Origin of the sequence: Streptacidiphilus monticola (genome assembly GCF_042658505.1) — a bacterium.
GTDB lineage: Bacteria > Actinomycetota > Actinomycetes > Streptomycetales > Streptomycetaceae > Streptacidiphilus > Streptacidiphilus monticola.
This window is the reverse complement of the sequence record NZ_JBHSQJ010000065.1, coordinates 1-16,689: the sequence shown is the minus strand read 5'-3', so window position 1 is coordinate 16,689 and position 16,689 is coordinate 1. Positions and strand designations below refer to the sequence as shown.

The window sequence follows — 16,689 nt, the reverse complement described above, 5'->3', positions numbered from 1 at the left end:
GGGGGCGTCAGCCGGTGAAGGCCGCCAGGCCGTTCGGCGTGCCGAGACCGGTCGGGCCGTCGTAGCCGGTGCCCGCGGTGCACAGGTAGGACGGCGAGCAGGAGCCGTTGTTGCCGACCGTCACGTCGTTGAGCGCGGTCGGGTGGGCGTACGCGTCCGCCGCCGGGACCGCGGCGCTCGGGGTGCCGGCCAGCGCGTAGACGCCCGCGATGATCGGCGCCGAAGCGCTGGTGCCGCCGTAGACGGACCAGCCGCTGCCGCCGTAGGTCTGGTAGACCGCGACGCCCGTGTACGGGTCGGCCACGGCGGAGACGTCGGCGATGGTCCGCTTCGAGCAGCCGGTGTCCTTCTGCCAGGTCGGCTTGGCGTCGTAGGCGGAGCAGCCGGAGCCGGTGCCCTCGGTCGAGCTGGTCAGCCAGACCGACTCGCTCCAGCCGCGGGCGGAGGAGTCGCGCTTGAGAGAGGTGCCGCCGACCGCGGTCACGTACTTGGACGCGGCGGGGTACTGCGCGCCGTAGGCGCTGTCACCGGCGGAGACGGTGATGGCGACGCCCGGGTGGTTGAAGTAGGAGCTGTCGTAGCTGGTGTCCGAGGAGGACTCGGAGCCGCCGTAGCTGTTGGAGACGAACTTGGCGCCCAGGCTGACCGCGGTGTTCACCGAGGCGCCCAGGTTGGTCATGGTGGCGCTGGTGGCCTCGACCAGGATGATGTGGGCGTTCGGGGCGATCGCGGAGACCATGTCCAGGTCGAGCGAGATCTCGCCTGCCCAACCGGTGTTGGCCCGCGGGTACTTGGTGCCGCCGGTCTGGTTGACCTTCTTGAAGCAGCCGTTGGCGGTGGTGCAGGCGGGCAGCCCGTACTGGCTGCGGTAGACGTTCATGTCCGCCTCGGCGTTCGGGTCGTCGTAGGCGTCGACGATGGCGATCGTCTGGCCCGCGCCGCCGTTGGCCGGGAGGTTGTAGGCGCTGAGCAGGTCGCTCGGCCCGAAGCCGGAGGGGGTCGCGTTGGGGGTGACGCCCTTGGCGTTGACGTGCTCCACCACGCTGTCGACCTTGAGCGCGTTGCAGTAGACCGCGCCCGCGGTGCGCACGACGTCGCACGCACGGTGCCAGCTGAGCGGGCTCTTGGCCTCGGCGGTGGGGGCGGCGGCCAGAACGCCGACCGCGAGCGCGGTGGCGGAGAGGGCGGCTGCGGCTATCGAGGGGGTGCGCAACTTCGGTGCCTCCTGCGGCAGGTGACGGAACGTCGCTTGCGGTGACCCCACGCTGTGGGGTGGCAACTGGTCAGGAACCGTATCCGGCTGACCCAGACGCGACAAGAGTTCGAACGGAAGGAAGCAAGAAATTTACAAACGACGTGCTCAGCGGCGTGACACGCCGGAGGTCCCGTGCTGGTGCCGCCCGGAGCCGCCCCCGGGCGATGCTGGAACCCGGTCGGTACCGAGCGAGAGGAGACGCGGCGTGGCGCTGCACGAGGTGGACCTGGACCGGGACGAGGCCTACGACGACGTGTACAGCACCCACGTCAGCGCCGCCGGGCTGCCCAAGTACCGTGTCCCCCACCTGCCTTCGCCGCCGGAGGCGGTCTACGCCCTGGTCCACGACGAGCTCGCGCTGGACGGCAACTCCGCCCAGAACCTCGCCACCTTCTGCACCACCTGGGCCGAGCCCCAGGTGCACCGGCTGATGGACGAGTGCCTGTCCAAGAACATGGTCGACAAGGACGAGTACCCGCAGACCGCGGAGATCGAGGCCCGCTGCGTCCACATGATCGCCGACCTCTGGCACAGCCCCGCCGGGCGCAACGCCGTCGGCTGCTCCACCACCGGCTCCAGCGAGGCCGCCATGCTGGGCGGCCTCGCCCTCAAGTTCCGCTGGCGCAGGCGCCGTCAGGCCGAGGGCAAGCCGGCCGACCGCCCCAACCTGGTCTGCGGCCCGGTCCAGGTGTGCTGGGAGAAGTTCGCGCGCTACTTCGACGTGGAGCTGCGCCAGGTCCCGCTGGAGCCGGACGCCACCGGGCTGCGCCCGCACCAGCTGCGCGAGTACGTGGACGAGAACACCATCGGCGTCGTCGGCATCCTCGGCGTCACCTTCACCTGCGACTACGAGCCGATCGAGGCACTGGCCGCCGAGCTCGACGCGATCCAGCACGACACCGGGCTGGACATCCCGCTGCACGTGGACGCGGCCAGCGGCGGCTTCGTCGCACCGTTCCTGCAGCCGGAACTGGTCTGGGACTTCCGGGTCGAGCGGGTGGTGTCGATCAACGCCTCGGGCCACAAGTACGGCATGGCCCCGCTCGGCGTCGGCTGGGCGATCTGGCGCACCCCCGACTGCCTGCCCGAGGAGCTGGTCTTCAAGGTGGACTACCTCGGCGGCGAGATGCCCACCTTCGCGCTCAACTTCTCCCGGCCCGGCGGGGAGATCGTGGCCCAGTACTACACGCTGCTGCGGCTCGGCCGCGAGGGCTACCGCAGGGTGCTGCAGACCTGCGCCGACACCGCGCGGGCGCTGGCCCGCGAGGTCGAGCGGATGGGCCCGTTCACCCTCCTCTACGACGGCGGCACCGCGCTGCCGGCCGTCTCCTGGACGCTCACCGACCCGGACCGGGCCGGTTTCACCCTCTACCAGCTCACCGACGAACTCCGGATGCGCGGCTGGCAGGTGCCCGCGTACCCGCTGCCGACGCACCGTCAGGACACCGTCATCCAGCGGGTACTGGTGCGGCACGGCATCAGCCGCGACAAGATCATGCTGCTGGCGGACGACCTGCGCACCGCGGTCTCCCGGCTGACCTCCGACGCCCCGCGGGAGCAGCCGGCGTTCCACCACTGAGGGCGGTGCGTGGCGGACCCCGGGTCCGCCATGCACCGAGGCAGGTTACCTCTTGGTAACAGGTCCAGGCCGATCGTTCTCCGGCGTTCATGGGCATGCCATCCTGTGCGGGCGCGGGCGACACCTCCGGGCGGGAGAGTCCGGGCTACTCGCCCGTAACTCCGAAGGGGGAAACGCCAGATGACGCCCGTGAGCCGCCGCGCCTTCCTGGGGTCGGCCGCCGCGCTGGGAGCAGCGCTCGGCCTCGACGTCCTGCCCGCCACCAGTGCCCGAGCCGGCACCGGCACGACCGGCACCATCGCCGACGTCAGGCACGTCGTCGTGCTGATGCAGGAGAACCGCAGCTTCGACCACTACTTCGGCACGCTCAAGGGGGTCCGCGGCTTCGCGGACCGCTCGACCGTCCAACTCGCGGGCGGCTACGGCGTGTTCAACCAACCCAACGGGAGCGGGCGCCAGTACCCCTGGCAGCTCAGCGCCAACAACACCTGGTGGTGGGGGACCAGCGCGGAGAGCATCGCCCAGTGCGACGGCTCGCTGGACCACGGCTGGGCCACCCAGCACGCCGCCTGGAACAACGGCAGGATGGACAGCTGGGTCTCCGCCAAGGGCTCCAACCGGACCCTCGGCTACCTGGCCCGCGCCGACATCCCCTTCCACTACGCCCTCGCCGACGCGTACACCGTCTGCGACGCCTACCACTGCTCGATCCTGTCCGCGACCGGTCCCAACCGCACCTACCTGTGGTCCGGCACGATCGACCCCGACGGGACCGCCGGCGGCCCCGCCTACGACGGCGGCGACGAGTCGGGCCTGAAGTGGCAGACCTACGCCGAGGCGCTGCAGAACGCCGGAGTGAGCTGGAAGGTCTACCAGAACGCCTCCGACAACTACAACGACAACGCGCTGGCCTACTTCACCCAGTTCGCCAACGCGCCCACCGGCAGCCCGCTCTACCAGCGCGGCATGGCGTCCGTGCCGAAGGCCACCGGCTCCACCCCCGACGACATCGCCGCGGCCGTCAAGGCCGACGTCCTCGCCGGGACCCTGCCCCGGGTCAGCTGGATCGTCGCCGACCAGGCCCACTCCGAGCACCCGGACGCGCCGCCGAACGACGGCGCCCACTTCGTCAACCAGATCATCAACGCCCTGGCCGCGAACTCAGACGTGTTCGACTCCACCGTCCTCTTCCTCAACTACGACGAGAACGACGGCTTCTTCGACCACGTCCCGCCGCCGGTCGCCCCCGCGGGCACCCCGGGCGAGAGCTGGAACGGCACCCCGCTCGGCCTCGGCTTCCGCGTCCCGATGGTGATCGTGTCGCCGTGGACCCGTGGCGGCTGGGTCAACTCCCAGGTGGCCGACCACACTTCCGTGATCCGATTCCTGGAGACGTGGACCGCGGCGCTGGGCACCCCGGCGCGCTGCGACAACATCAGCGCCTGGCGGCGCAAGGTCTGCTCCGACCTCACCAGCGCCTTCGACTTCGCCAACCCGGTGTACGGTCTGCCGCCGCTGCCCGACGTCAGCGCGAGCGTCCACCAGGCAGGCTGCAACGTCACCCCCAACCCGGGCCCGACGACGAACGCGCTGCCCGCCCAGGAGTCCGGCACCCGGCCCGCGCGTGCCCTGCCGTACCAGCCGGACGCCCGGGCGGACCGGCTGGAGTTCGACGCCAACGGCCAGACCCTGCTCTGGCTCGACTTCGTCAACCAGGGCCAACCCGCCACCAGCGCCGCGCACTTCTCCGTCCACGCGAACGCCTACCGGAGCGGCGGGCCGTGGCAGTACACGGTGGACGCCGGCGGGACCGCGAGCGACTTCTACAACATCGGCAGCGGGTACGGCGACGGGAAGTACGACCTGACCGTCCTCGGTCCCAACCGCTTCCTGCGGCGCGTCACCGGCGACGCGACGGCCGCCGGGAAGACCGCGGAGGCGGTCACCTCCTACGCCCCGGCGCCCGACACGGGCAGGCAGGCGCTGTGGTTCACCCTGACGAACGGCGGGACGGCCCCGGTCACCTTCACCATCGTCTCGAACAACTACCGCTCCGGGAGCTGGACTTACCAGGTCCCGGCGGGCGGGAAGGTGTCGGACTACTTCAACGCCGTCAGCATCGCCCAGGGGTGGTACGACTTCACCGTCACCGTGAGCGGCGACTCCTCCTGGAGCCGCCGGGCCGTCGGCCACATCGAGACCGGGGCTCCCAGCGTCAGCGGCTGAGCGACCTGGTCCGGGGTGGTGCCGCTGCCGTCCGGAAGCGGCCCGGCGGCACCCCCAGGACCTTCCTGAAATGCCGGGTCAGATGGGACTGGTCGAAGAAGCCGGCCTCGGCGGCGGCCCGTCCCACCGGCATGCCGGTCAGCAGCAGCCGCCGGGCCCGGTCGACCCGCAGGGACGTCAGGTACTGGTGCGGAGGCATGCCGAACTCGCGGGAGAACGCGCGCACGAGATGGGTCGGATGCCGGAACAGGAGGCCCGCCGCCTCGTCCAGCGACAGCCCGTCCACAGCGCGGGCGTCCAGCAACTCGCGCAGTTCATGGGCCAGTTGCCGGTCCCGGGGCGGCCGCGGGGGCGGCACGGTGCCGCGCAGGTGCTCGGCCAGCCGGGCACAGACCAGGGCGAGCCGGCTCTCCGCCTCGAACTCGTCCCCGGGCAGGAGCAGTGCCTGGTGGGCCCGGTCCACCTGCCGCCGCAGACCGGCGTCCGCGAAGCCGGGGGAGTCGACGGCCCGTCCGATCAGCTCGGTCCCGATCCGGCCCGGGTCCAGGTAGAGGACCCGCTTGTGGAACCCGTGCGGCGTCGCCGCGTGCCCGTTGTGCGGCACGTGCGGCGGGAGCAGGGTGACCACGTCGGCCACCGTGCCGTGCTCGTGCCGCTCCAGGTCGAAGCGGACCGCGCCGTCGTCGACGATCAGCAGCGTCCACTGCTCGTGCGCGTGCATGGGATAGACGTGCTCGGTGAAGTGCGCGTGCAGAACCTCGCTGACCCCCGGCACGGTCGGGCGCCACGCCCTGACCTGCTCGGCGGCAGCAACCATGCCAGGATCGTACAAGCCGCGGCGGCGGGCGGCAGGGCAGTGTTCGGTGCATGGACATCACCGCTTCCTCCCCTGAGACCGCCGCCGCGCCGACCGCCGGTGAGGCCCCCGTGCGCTTCGACACCAAGCTGGCCGTGCTGCTGCGCGAGGACCTGCAGACCTGGCAGCGCCTCAATGTCACCGCCTTCCTGGTCAGCGGCGTCGGCAGCGCCTTCCCTGAGGTCATCGGCGAGCCCTACGAGGACGCCGACGGCACCCGCTACCTGCCCATGTCGCGACAGCCGGTGCTGGTCTTCGAGGGCGGCAAGGAGGATCTGGCGGCCGCCCACCGGCGGGCGCTGGACCGGGGCCTGGCCGTCTCGGTGTTCACCGGCGATCTGTTCGCCACCGGCAACGACCGGGACAACCGGGCCGCGGTCCGCGCCGTCGGGCGGGCTGATCTGGACCTGGTCGGCATCGCGGTGTACGGGCCCCGGAACGCGGTGGATCGCGCGCTCAAGGGTTGCCGGATGCATCCGTGACGCCGGGGGCACCCGCCGCTCCGCCGCTGAGAGGACCGGTCCCGGTCCTCTCAGCGGCGGAGCGGCGGTGCGCGGGCGGGGCGGAGCGGCGGTCAGCCGCCGGTGTGCCGGTTCAGCCGAGAGCCTGGAAGTGGGCCTTCACCCCCGCGCCGTAGGCGGTCGCGGTGCCGTCGAAGGCGCTGATCAGCGAGGGGCCGGAGGAGCAGTCCCAGGTGTTCCAGGTCCACGCGAGGTAGGAGCCACCCTGGGTGTCCAGCCAGTTCATCAGGGAGTCGACGTAGCTGTGGCCGCAGTCGTTCTCGCCCAACTCGCCGGTCACCAGCGGGGCCTGAGCCGCGACCGGCGCGATCTGGCTGCTCCAGCAGCTGCTGGAGCTGCAGGTGTTGAAGTTGTAGCTGTGCCAGGAGGCGGCCAGGTTGCCGGTCGGATCGGTCGGCTTGTAGGTCAGCCACTGGGTCAGGTCGTTGGAGTAGGCGAGGCCGCCGAGCATGATCACGTTGGTGGCGCCGGTGCCGCGCACCGCGTTGACCATGGACTGCATGCCGGCCACCTGGTAGCCGATGCCGGAGCAGGTGCCACCGTCGCGCCAGCAGGTCCAGCCGCTGGTCTCGCTGCCGGTGGCGCGCTCCGGGTACGGCTCGTTGAACAGGTCGAAGACGGTGGCGTTGTCGCCCTTGAAGGTGTTGGCCACCGAGGTCCAGAACGGGATGGCGTTGGCCGCGTCGGGCATCGGCTTCTGGCAGGTGGCGGTGGCGGAGGTGCAGGCGGAGGAGTTGCCGGTGTAGACGCCGTCGGTCCAGTGCAGGTCGAGGATGGCGACGAGCCCGTTCTGGTGCAGCAGCGAGACGTAGGACTTGACGGCGTTGATGTAGTTCGCGCCGGCGTAGGCCGAGCTGACGTTCGACAGCCCCAGCCAGCAGTCCTCGTTCAGCGGCACGCGGACGGCGTTGGCATGCCAGGAGGCGATGGCGGCGACGCTCGCCTGGTCCATCGGGCCGTCCCAGATGCCGTTGCCCTGGACGCATGCGAACTCGCCGCCGGAGCGGTTGACGCCGTGCAGGGTGACGGTGCGCCCGGAGGCGTCGACCAGCTTGTTGCCGGAGACGTGCAGGGCGGGAGCCCCGGTGGAGCCGGTCGCGCTGGAACTGGGGCCGGCACTCGCCGAGGCGGAGGCCGAGGCGCTGGCGCTGGCGCTGGCGCTGGCCGAGACCGAAGCGGAGGCCGAAGCGGACGCCGAGGCCGATGCCGATCCGGTCGGCCCGCAGGCGATGCCGTTCACCGCGAAGCCGGTTGGGGCCGAATTCGTGCCGCTGTAGCTGAAGTTGGCGTTCGTCGTGTAGTTCGCCCCGGCGGCGATGCTCGCCGCCCAGCTGGGCGCGGCGACGGTGACGGTGTGCCCGGACTGGCTCCAGGTGCCGTTCCAGCCGTTCGACAGCGTCTGGTTGCCGGTGGTGGTGTAGGTCAGCGTCCAGTTGTTCAGAGGCGCGGTGCCGGTGTCGGTGACGGTGACCGCGGCGGTGAAGCCGCTGCCCCAGTCGTTGCTGACGCTGTAGCTGACGTTGCAGGAGGCCGTGGCCGCGGCGGCGGGGCTGCCCTGGGTGAGCGGCAGTAGCGCTGCGGTCAGACCCGCGAGGCCGGCGGCTCCGGCCAGGAAGGATCGGCGAGCGTGGGCGTGCATGGGGTGTCGACTCCCGTCGGGTGGGGGGGTTGTCGCGCGCTCGCACTGGCTGCCGGGCGGACACGCTAGCGGAGCGACCTCGCCGCGCAACAGGGGGTGCCGCGTAACTTTCACGTTCGCGAACAAGGGTCTTGACGGGCCGTCAGGGGCCGTCCCTACTGTGGGAGCGCTCCCACTGGTTGCCACCAGGGACCGACCCCCCCACCCGAAAGGATCCCGCTCCGTGGCCCGATCCGACGCAAGACCACTGCGCAAGCTGCGCGCCGTGGGCGCGGCAATGGCGCTCGGCGCAGCCGGCCTGCTCCCGATGCTCGCCTCGCAGTCCGCGAGTGCCGCCGTCACGCACGTCGCCAACCCCTTCGTGGGGGCAACTCCGTACCTCAACCCCGACTATGTGGCCGAGGTCAACGCCCAGGCCGCCGCCGACGGCGGCACGCTGGGCGCCACCGAGGCCAAGGTGGCGAACTACCAGACCGCGATCTGGATGGACCGGATCGCCGCCGTCACCGGCGACAGCACCCACCTCGGCCTCAAGGCACAGCTGGACAAGGCCGCCGCCCAGGCCAGCAGCACCAACCCGGTGCTGTTCGAGGTCGTCGTCTACGACCTCCCCGGCCGGGACTGCGCCGCCCTCGCCTCCAACGGTGAACTCCCGGCCACCGCTGCCGGGTTGACCACCTACGAGACGCAGTTCATCGATCCGATCGCGTCCCTGCTCTCCAACAGCGCCTACGCCAACCTGCGCGTGGTCGCCTTCATCGAGCCGGACTCGCTGCCCAACGCCGTCACCAACCAGTCCAAGACGGCCTGCGCCACCGCGACGCCCTTCTACGAGCAGGGTGTCGAGTACGCGCTGAACAAGCTGCACGCGATCCCGAACGTCTACAACTACATCGACATCGGCCACTCCGGCTGGCTCGGCTGGTCCAGCAACATGGGCCCGGCCGCGCAGGAGTTCGCCAAGGTGGCCAAGGCGACGACGGCCGGCTTCGCCAGCATCGACGGCTTCGTCTCCAACACCGCCAACACCACGCCCACCGAGGAGCCGTTCCTCACCAACTCCACGCTGCAGGTGGGCGGCCAGCCGCTGGACTCGGCCAACTTCTACCAGTGGAACCCCGAGTTCGACGAGTACCACTACAACAAGGACATGCACGCCGCCCTGGTGAGCGCCGGCTTCCCGAGCAGCGTCGGCATGGTGATCGACACCTCCCGCAACGGCTGGGGCGGTTCCGCGCGGCCCACCGCGCTCAACTCCTCGCCGACCAACGTCAACGACTACGTCGCCGCCAACAAGGTGGACCAGCGTCCGTTCCGCGGCGACTGGTGCAACGTCAACGGCGCCGGCATCGGCTACCGGCCGACGGCACTGCCGTACGGGTCCAGCGACCCGGTGATCGCCTACGTCTGGGTCAAGCCCCCGGGCGAGTCCGACGGCGACTACCCGACCGCGACCCACACCCACGGTGACCCGCACTGCGACCCGAACGGCACCCAGTCGGACGGCAACGGCGGCACATACCCGACCGACGCTATCCCCGGCTACGACGTGCCGGCCGGCCAGTGGTTCGCCGCGCAGTTCCAGCAGCTGGTGAACAACGCGTACCCGGCGCTGGGCACCTCCACCGGCGGCGGCGACACCACGCCTCCGTCCGTCCCGACCGGCCTCAAGGTGACCGGCACGACCAGCAGTTCGGTCTCCCTGTCCTGGACGGCGTCGACGGACAACGTGGGCGTCACCGCGTACAACGTGTACCGGGGCTCGACCAAGGTCGGCACGGTGACGTCGGGGACGACGTTCACGGACACGGGGCTGTCGGCCTCGACGGCGTACAGCTACACGGTGACCGCGCAGGACGCGGCGGGCAACGTCTCCGCGGCCTCCGCCGCGGTGAGCGCGACCACCGCCTCCTCCACCGGCGGCGGTGACACCACGCCTCCGTCGACCCCGACGGGGCTCACCGTGACCGGTACGACCAGCAGTTCGGTGTCGCTGTCGTGGACGGCGTCGACGGACAACGTGGGCGTGACCGCGTACAACGTGTACCGGGGCTCGACCAAGGTCGGGACCGTGACGTCGGGGACGACGTTCACGGACACGGGGCTGTCGGCCTCGACGGCGTACAGCTACACGGTGACCGCGCAGGACGCGGCGGGCAACGTCTCCGCGGCCTCCGCCGCGGTGACCGCCACCACCAAGGCCGCCACCGGCGGGGCCGCGTGCACCGCGACCTACACCATCAGCAGTGACTGGGGCGCGGGCTTCAACGCCAACGTCACGGTCGCCAACACCGGTTCCACCGCGATCAGTTCGTGGAAGGTGACCTGGACCTTCGGCGGGAACCAGGCCATCAGCAACATGTGGAACGCCAGCTACACCCAGTCGGGGGCCTCGGTCTCCGCGGTGAACATGAACTACAACGGCAGCATCGCCGCCGGCGCGAACACCAGCTTCGGCTTCGGTGCGAGCTACAGCGGCAGCAACAGCGCGCCGACGCTCACCTGCACGGCGTCCTGAGCACCGCGACGCACGACCGGTGACACGGGACCCGGTGCGGCTTCGGCCGCACCGGGTCCTCGCCTTGCGGGGCGGTCCCCGGTGTCAGTCGAGGCGGGCGTCGAAGGCCACGTCGGCGGCGAGCCGGTCCACCTCGGACTGGGGGAGGCCGCGGGCGGTGAACCAGGAGCCGACGTTGCGGACGTCGCGCTCCAGGAAGGCGCGGCCGCGTGGATTGGCGACGACATCAACGATCTGCGGCACGTCGATGACCACCAGGCGCCCCTCGTGCACCAGGAGGTTGTAGGGCGACAGGTCGCCGTGCGCGTAGCCCTGGCGGGCGAGGAGCGAGAGGCTGTGGCCGAGCTGCTCCCACAGGTCCGTCAGATCGGCCTCCTCACGGGAGAGTTGGGCCAGGCGCGGGGCTGCGGCGCCGGTGGCGTCACCGATGAACTCCATGAGGATCTCGGTGCCGACGATCTGCACGGGGTAGGGGACGGCCACGCCGGAGGACCACAAGCGGCACAGCGCGGAGAACTCGGCGCCGGCCCACTGGCCGGCGATGGCCTCCTTGCCGAAGGCGGTACGCTTGGCCATGGCCCGGCTGACCCGGGACTCCTTGTGGGCGCGGCCCTCCAGGTAGCCCGAGTCGCGGTGGAACATCCGGTGCTGGGAGTCGCGGTAGCGCTTGGCGGCCATGAGCGTCCGCCGGTCGGTGCCGGGGACGGCACGTTCGACGAGGAAGACGTCGGCTTCCTTGCCGGTCTTCACGATGCCCAACTCCGTGTCCACGGCGGCCAGTTCGGTGACCACCCAGTCGGGTCGGGGCTCGGGGCCCTTCTCCGTCGGGGTGGACCGGTCCCAGGTGGACCAGCGGTCGCCCGCCGGGAGGGAGGCCGGGTCGGCGGCGCCCTGGTCCTCGTCGTCGGAGAAGGGCAGGCCGTAGTCGGGGAGGTCGTCGTCCTCGTCGAACCGGTGACGGCGGTTGCTGCCGCCCTTGCCGCGGATACGGCTGAAGGAGTCGAGTTCGGAGGAAGCTTCGGAGGAAGCGGAGAAGCGCTGCTGGCGCACGGTGGAGGTCTCCTGGGAGCGGGCCCACCGCGGGCAGAGGCAGTCGGTGCGTCAGGCGGTGGGCGCGGTACGGGGAAAGGCGTCTGGCGCGCATGCGGAAGCGCGCCGCGTGATGGCGGCGACCATTGCGGACACACCTCCTCTTTCGACCCGTCGAAGCTCGGCGTCACAGGGACGGGCACACCCTAGCCGGGGCGCGGGGATCGGGCGCAACAGGTTTTCCGCGAGCCGTGGCGTGCGCCGGACTCCTGGCGGGCCGGGCGGGACGCCGAGCCGGGTTCCCCGGAACGCCCCTCGGGGAGATATCTTGATGTCGAGCAATGTTGCAGAAGTGGAGCGGAGCACCCGGTGACTGACTCGACCATCATCTACACGCACACGGACGAGGCCCCGGCCTTGGCCACGTACTCGTTCCTGCCGGTCGTCCAGGCGTACGCCGCCACGGCCGGGATCGGCGTGGAGAGCCGCGACATCTCCCTCGCGGGGCGCATCATCGCCGTCTTCCCCGAGTACCTGGAGGAGGGGCAGCGCATCGGCGACGCGCTGAAGGAGCTGGGCGAGCTGGCGAAGACGCCGGAGGCCAACATCATCAAGCTGCCGAACATCTCGGCCTCGATCCCGCAGCTCAAGGCCGCCATCGCCGAGCTGCAGGCCCAGGGCTACGCGCTGCCGGACTACCCGGACGACCCGAAGTCGGACGAGGAGCGCGAGATCCGCGCCCGCTACGACAAGGTCAAGGGCTCGGCCGTGAACCCGGTGCTCCGTGAGGGCAACTCCGACCGCCGCGCCCCCGCCTCGGTGAAGAACTACGCCCGCAAGCACCCGCACCGCATGGGCGCCTGGTCGGCCGACTCGAAGACCAACGTCGCCACCATGAGCGAGAACGACTTCGCGTCCACCGAGAAGTCCACGGTGATCGGCGAGGCCGGTGCGCTCCGCATCGAGCTGGTCGGCAAGGACGGCTCGACCACCGTGCTGCGTGAGTCCGTCCCGGTGCAGGCCGGCGAGGTCGTCGACGCCTCGGTGATGCGCGTCGCCGCGCTGCGCGAGTTCCTGGCCGCCCAGGTGGCCCGGGCCAAGGCCGAGGGCGTGCTGTTCTCGGTGCACCTGAAGGCCACCATGATGAAGGTCTCCGACCCGATCATCTTCGGCCACGTGGTCCGCGCCTTCTTCCCGAAGACCTTCGCCGCCCACGGCGAGACCCTGGCCGCCGCCGGGCTCAGCCCGAACGACGGCCTCGGCGCGATCCTGGCCGGTCTGGACAAGCTCCCGGAGGGCGAGGCGATCAAGGCCTCCTTCGACGCCGAGCTGGCCGAGGGCCCGGCCCTGGCGATGGTCGACTCCGACCGCGGCATCACCAACCTGCACGTCCCCTCGGACGTCATCGTCGACGCCTCGATGCCGGCCATGATCCGCACCTCCGGCCACATGTGGGGCCCGGACGGCCAGGAGGCGGACACCCTCGCCGTGCTGCCGGACCACAGCTACTCCGGCGTCTACCAGGCCGTCATCGAGGACTGCCGCGCGAACGGCGCCTACGACCCGGCCACCATGGGCTCGGTCCCGAACGTCGGCCTGATGGCCCAGGCCGCCGAGGAGTACGGCAGCCACGACAAGACCTTCGAGATCCCGGCCGACGGCACCGTCCGCCTGGTGGACGCGAACGGGAACGCGGTGCTGGAGCAGGAGGTGTCCACCGGCGACATCTTCCGCGCCTGCCAGACCAAGGACGCGCCGATCCAGGACTGGGTCAAGCTGGCCGTCACCCGGGCCCGGCTGACCGGCGACCCGGCCGTCTTCTGGCTGGACGAGAACCGCGCCCACGACGCCGTGCTGATCGGCAAGGTCAAGCAGTACCTGGCGGAGCACGACACCGAGGGCCTGGACATCCAGATCCTCTCGCCGGTCGAGGCCGCCAAGCTCTCGGTCGAGCGCATCCGCCGCGGCGAGAACACCATCTCGGTCACCGGCAACGTGCTGCGCGACTACCTGACCGACCTGTTCCCGATCCTGGAGCTCGGCACCAGCGCCAAGATGCTCTCGATCGTCCCGCTGATGAACGGCGGCGGCCTGTTCGAGACCGGCGCCGGCGGCTCCGCGCCGAAGCACGTGCAGCAGCTGGTCAAGGAGAACTACCTGCGCTGGGACAGCCTGGGCGAGTTCTTCGCCCTGGCCGCCTCCTTCGAGCACCTGGCCCAGTCCACCGGCAACGCCCGCGCCCAGGTGCTGGCGGACACGCTGGACCGTGCCACCGCGACGTTCCTGGAGGAGGACAAGTCCCCGGCCCGTCGCGTCGGCGGCATCGACAACCGCGGCAGCCACTTCTACCTGTCCCTGTACTGGGCCCAGGAGCTGGCCAAGCAGACCGACGACACCAAGCTGGCGGAGGTCTTCGCGCCGCTGGCGAAGACCCTGACCGAGCAGGAGCAGACCATCGCGGCAGAGCTGGTCGCGGTCCAGGGCTCCCCGGTGGACCTGGGCGGCTACTACCAGCCGGACCCGGCCAAGGCCGCGGCCGTGATGCGCCCCTCCGCCACCTTCAACCAGGCGCTGGCGTCGCTGGGCTGACGCCCCACCAGGAGACCGCGACCGCCCCGGCCGACAGCTGTCGGCCGGGGCGGTCGCGTGTCAACCGGGGGGTCTCTCAGGGCTGTCCGGGCCGCAGCTCCGCGAGGAAGCAGCCGAACTCCACCGCGCGCAGGTGCACCACGGCGACCTGAGGGTCGGCGAACGCGTCGCCGACGGCGGCATCCAGTTCTTCCTGGCCGGCATGCGGGAGTTCGAGCAGCGTCCCGCCGAGGATGCGGCCGGAGGCGTCGTAGGCCCGCAACATCCGTCGCGGACCGTGGAGCCGCAGCGGATACCCGCCGGCCTCGCCGTCCGGACCAGGACACGGATCCGCGTGCAGGAAGACGGGGCCGCACTCGTCGTAGGCGCCCGGGTCGGCGCCGGTCTCCTCGGCCCAGCGGCGCAGCGGCGCGTAGGAGACGAGCACGATCCGCTCACCGGGCCCGCTGCGCCGCAGGCAGCAGCGCAGCGGGCTGCCGCCCTCGGTGTCGGTGAAGGGCGTGCGGCGGCGGCCCGCGTCGTCCCGCTCGCGGAGTTCGGCGGCGGTCGTGGGGTGGAGCGGAAGAGCCGTGAAGGCGGTGGTCGTCGAGGTCATGCCTCGATGGTGCGCGAATCGGCGCGGGCGGTCCGGCGGGTTCCGGACGTCGCGTTCGCGGGGGTGATCGGCGGCGATGCGGAGGGCGACCGCGGCTTGGTGAGAGTCAGGTAAGTGCCTGTGCGAAAGCTGTGCCGGCGCTGTTGACCGCATCGCGTCAACGCTGCTTTCCTTGGCACCACAGCGAGTGGTGCCAGATCTGGCGGCTCATCAGACCGCCTCTGCAGCACCACAGTTGGCTCCATCTCCCGTACGTCACAGGACCACCGTCCCTTCGTGCACGCAGAGAGAGGAACCCCCACCGATGGGTACAACCCATGGACGCGGTGCCGTCCGCGCGGCCCTGACCGGGCTGGCGGCGCTGCCCCTCCTCACCGGAGCGCTGATAGCCGCCGCCCCAGCGGCGTCGGCGGCGTCCGGCGGCAGCCACACCAGCGCCGTGAGCAACCCCTACAGCCCGGCGTACCAGCACAGTTACCGCCACGGCGTGATCCCCACCATCCAGAAGAACCAGCGGATGAAGCAGTGGGCGGCCACGCAGGTGAGCCCCGCGGCCACCGGCCCCGAGACGCTGTCCTACGGCGGCGGCATCAACGGCGTCGGCGTCAACAGCGGGCACTCCAAGGTCTACCTGGTCTTCTACGGCTCCCAGTGGGGGACGCAGAGCACCAACGCCAACGGCGACGCCACCTTCTCCGGGGACCCGGACGGTGCGGCCCCGGTGACCCAGGAGATGTTCAAGGGCATCGGCACCGGCAACGAGCTGTGGTCCGCCGACCTCACCCAGTGGTGCGACGGGCCCAACGTCTCGACCGGCGCCACCAGTTGCCCCTCGAACGCCAACTTCATCCCGTACCAGAGCGGGGGCGTGCTCTCCGGTGTCTGGTACGACAACTCGACCTCCTCGCCCAGCGCGGCCACCGGCCACCAGCTCGGCCAGGAGGCCGTCAACGCGGCGGCGCACTTCGGGAACACGACGGCGGCCTCCAACCGCTACGCCTACTACGTGATCCTGTCGCCGCACGGCACCAACCCCGACAACTACCAGGGCCAGTACTGCGCCTGGCACGACTACACGGGTGACTCCAGCCTCACCGGCGGTGCGGTCAGCTCGCCGTACGGGGACGTGGCCTTCAGCAACCAGCCCTACAACATGGACTCGGGCTCCGGCTGCGGCGTCGGCTTCGTCAACTCTCCCGGAACGCTGGATGGTTGGACGATGACCCTCGGCCACGAGTGGCACGAGATGATGTCCGACCAGTTCCCGGCCGGCGGGTGGACCAACAACACGGGCAGCTCCTACAACGGCCAGGAGAACTCCGACGAGTGTGCCTGGATCTCCCCGGGCCAGGCCGGCGGCGCCGCCAACGTCACCATGGGCACCGGCACCTTCGCCGAGCAGGCCAGCTGGTCCAACGACACCAACGCCTGCGCCATCTCGCACCCGATCGTGGGCGGCGGAGGCGGCGGCACCGAGACGGTGAGCGTCACCAACCCGGGCAACCAGACCACCACCGTGGGCACTTCGGTCTCGCTGCAGATCAGCGCCTCGGACTCGGCGGGCAAGTCGCTGACCTACAGCGCCACCGGTCTGCCGGCGGGTCTGTCCATCTCCTCGGCCGGCAAGATCACCGGTGCGCCGACGACGGCCGGCACGTCCAACGTCACGGTCACCGCGTCCTCGGGCACGGCCTCCGGGTCCACGTCGTTCACCTGGACCGTGACCTCCTCCAGCGGCGGCGGCTGCTCGGCCCCGGGGCAGAAGCTGGGCAACCCCGGCTTCGAGACCGGCAGCGCGTCCCCGTGGACCGCGTCCTCCGGTGTGGTCGACAACTCCAGCAGTGAGCCCGCGCACTCGGGCTCGTGGAAGGCGTGGCTGGAC

General features: G+C 71.0%; 11 protein-coding genes. 6 read left to right on the top strand and 5 right to left on the bottom strand.

Annotated elements, in window-relative coordinates; translation table 11 throughout:
* Positions 1-7: 7 nt before the first annotated feature.
* Positions 8-1,213, bottom strand: coding sequence for a S53 family peptidase (locus tag ACFP3V_RS16440; RefSeq protein ID WP_380584014.1), 1,206 nt, complete (start codon positions 1,211-1,213; stop codon positions 8-10).
* 247 nt (positions 1,214-1,460) lie between these two features.
* Here ACFP3V_RS16440 and ACFP3V_RS16435 point away from each other — a divergent pair, with 247 nt between their 5' ends.
* A complete protein-coding gene (locus tag ACFP3V_RS16435; protein ID WP_380584013.1) occupies positions 1,461-2,834 on the top strand; it encodes a glutamate decarboxylase in 1,374 nt (457 codons plus the stop codon).
* Positions 2,835-3,014: 180 nt separating this feature from the next.
* Positions 3,015-5,060, top strand: a complete 2,046-nt coding sequence (locus tag ACFP3V_RS16430) for a phosphocholine-specific phospholipase C (protein ID WP_380584011.1) — start codon at positions 3,015-3,017, stop codon at positions 5,058-5,060.
* On the opposite strand, the gene ACFP3V_RS16425 is transcribed toward ACFP3V_RS16430, so the two are convergent.
* Positions 5,050-5,877 (bottom strand): helix-turn-helix transcriptional regulator, encoded by an 828-nt coding sequence (locus ACFP3V_RS16425; RefSeq protein WP_380584009.1) that lies wholly within the window; start codon positions 5,875-5,877, stop codon positions 5,050-5,052. The two genes, ACFP3V_RS16430 and ACFP3V_RS16425, sit on opposite strands and share 11 nt — an antisense overlap.
* 50 nt (positions 5,878-5,927) lie before the next feature.
* Here ACFP3V_RS16425 and ACFP3V_RS16420 point away from each other — a divergent pair, with 50 nt between their 5' ends.
* Complete coding sequence (locus ACFP3V_RS16420) at positions 5,928-6,398, top strand: DUF2000 family protein (RefSeq protein WP_380584007.1); 471 nt, start codon at positions 5,928-5,930, stop codon at positions 6,396-6,398.
* 112 nt (positions 6,399-6,510) lie between these two features.
* On the opposite strand, the gene ACFP3V_RS16415 is transcribed toward ACFP3V_RS16420, so the two are convergent.
* Complete coding sequence (locus ACFP3V_RS16415; protein WP_380584005.1) at positions 6,511-8,076, bottom strand: cellulase family glycosylhydrolase; 1,566 nt, start codon at positions 8,074-8,076, stop codon at positions 6,511-6,513.
* A gap of 307 nt (positions 8,077-8,383) precedes the next feature.
* Between ACFP3V_RS16415 and ACFP3V_RS16410 the strand changes: the two genes are divergently transcribed.
* A complete protein-coding gene (locus tag ACFP3V_RS16410; RefSeq protein ID WP_380584065.1) occupies positions 8,384-10,594 on the top strand; it encodes a glycoside hydrolase family 6 protein in 2,211 nt (736 codons plus the stop codon).
* 84 nt (positions 10,595-10,678) lie between these two features.
* Here the strand turns inward: ACFP3V_RS16410 and ACFP3V_RS16405 are convergent, their stop codons facing one another.
* The gene (locus ACFP3V_RS16405) at positions 10,679-11,644 is read right to left on the bottom strand and encodes a serine protein kinase RIO (protein ID WP_380584003.1); all 966 of its coding nucleotides are present in this window, start codon (positions 11,642-11,644) and stop codon (positions 10,679-10,681) included.
* Positions 11,645-11,992: 348 nt separating this feature from the next.
* Here ACFP3V_RS16405 and ACFP3V_RS16400 point away from each other — a divergent pair, with 348 nt between their 5' ends.
* Positions 11,993-14,212: an NADP-dependent isocitrate dehydrogenase gene (locus ACFP3V_RS16400; RefSeq protein WP_380584002.1), complete on the top strand. Its 2,220-nt coding sequence runs from the start codon at positions 11,993-11,995 to the stop codon at positions 14,210-14,212.
* Between the two features lie 76 nt (positions 14,213-14,288).
* Here the strand turns inward: ACFP3V_RS16400 and ACFP3V_RS16395 are convergent, their stop codons facing one another.
* The gene (locus ACFP3V_RS16395) at positions 14,289-14,807 is read right to left on the bottom strand and encodes a DUF1203 domain-containing protein (protein ID WP_380584000.1); all 519 of its coding nucleotides are present in this window, start codon (positions 14,805-14,807) and stop codon (positions 14,289-14,291) included.
* 304 nt (positions 14,808-15,111) lie between these two features.
* On the opposite strand from ACFP3V_RS16395, the gene ACFP3V_RS16390 reads away from it, so the two are divergent.
* On the top strand, positions 15,112-16,689 hold a 1,578-nt coding region (locus tag ACFP3V_RS16390; RefSeq protein ID WP_380583998.1), incomplete at its 3' end, for an Ig domain-containing protein.